Origin of the sequence: Pseudomonas sp. R11F, from assembly GCF_050312575.1 — a bacterium.
In the GTDB taxonomy this organism is placed as follows: Bacteria; Pseudomonadota; Gammaproteobacteria; order Pseudomonadales; family Pseudomonadaceae; genus Aquipseudomonas; species Aquipseudomonas palleroniana.
Map to the genome: position 1 here is coordinate 1 of NZ_JBNPJU010000101.1, position 219 is coordinate 219.

Sequence of the window (219 nt, forward strand, 5' to 3'; positions counted from 1 at the left end):
TGCGGGAATAGCTCAGTTGGTAGAGCACGACCTTGCCAAGGTCGGGGTCGCGAGTTCGAGTCTCGTTTCCCGCTCCAATTTAAGCAGTGTTGCCTTCGGGCGGCATTGAGTGAAACCAGGGTACGATCTTCGGATTTAACCTCTGGGCACTGAAATACACACCATGTGTTTCAGTAGCGTGTCCCCTTCGTCTAGTGGCCTAGGACACCGCCCTTTCAC

The 219-nt window shown here is 54.3% G+C and carries 1 tRNA gene; it reads left to right on the forward strand.

Features of this window, described 5'->3' with window-relative positions:
* Position 1: 1 nt before the first annotated feature.
* A tRNA-Gly gene (locus ACQRBV_RS27595) sits at positions 2-77 on the forward strand.
* Positions 78-219: the final 142 nt, after the last annotated feature.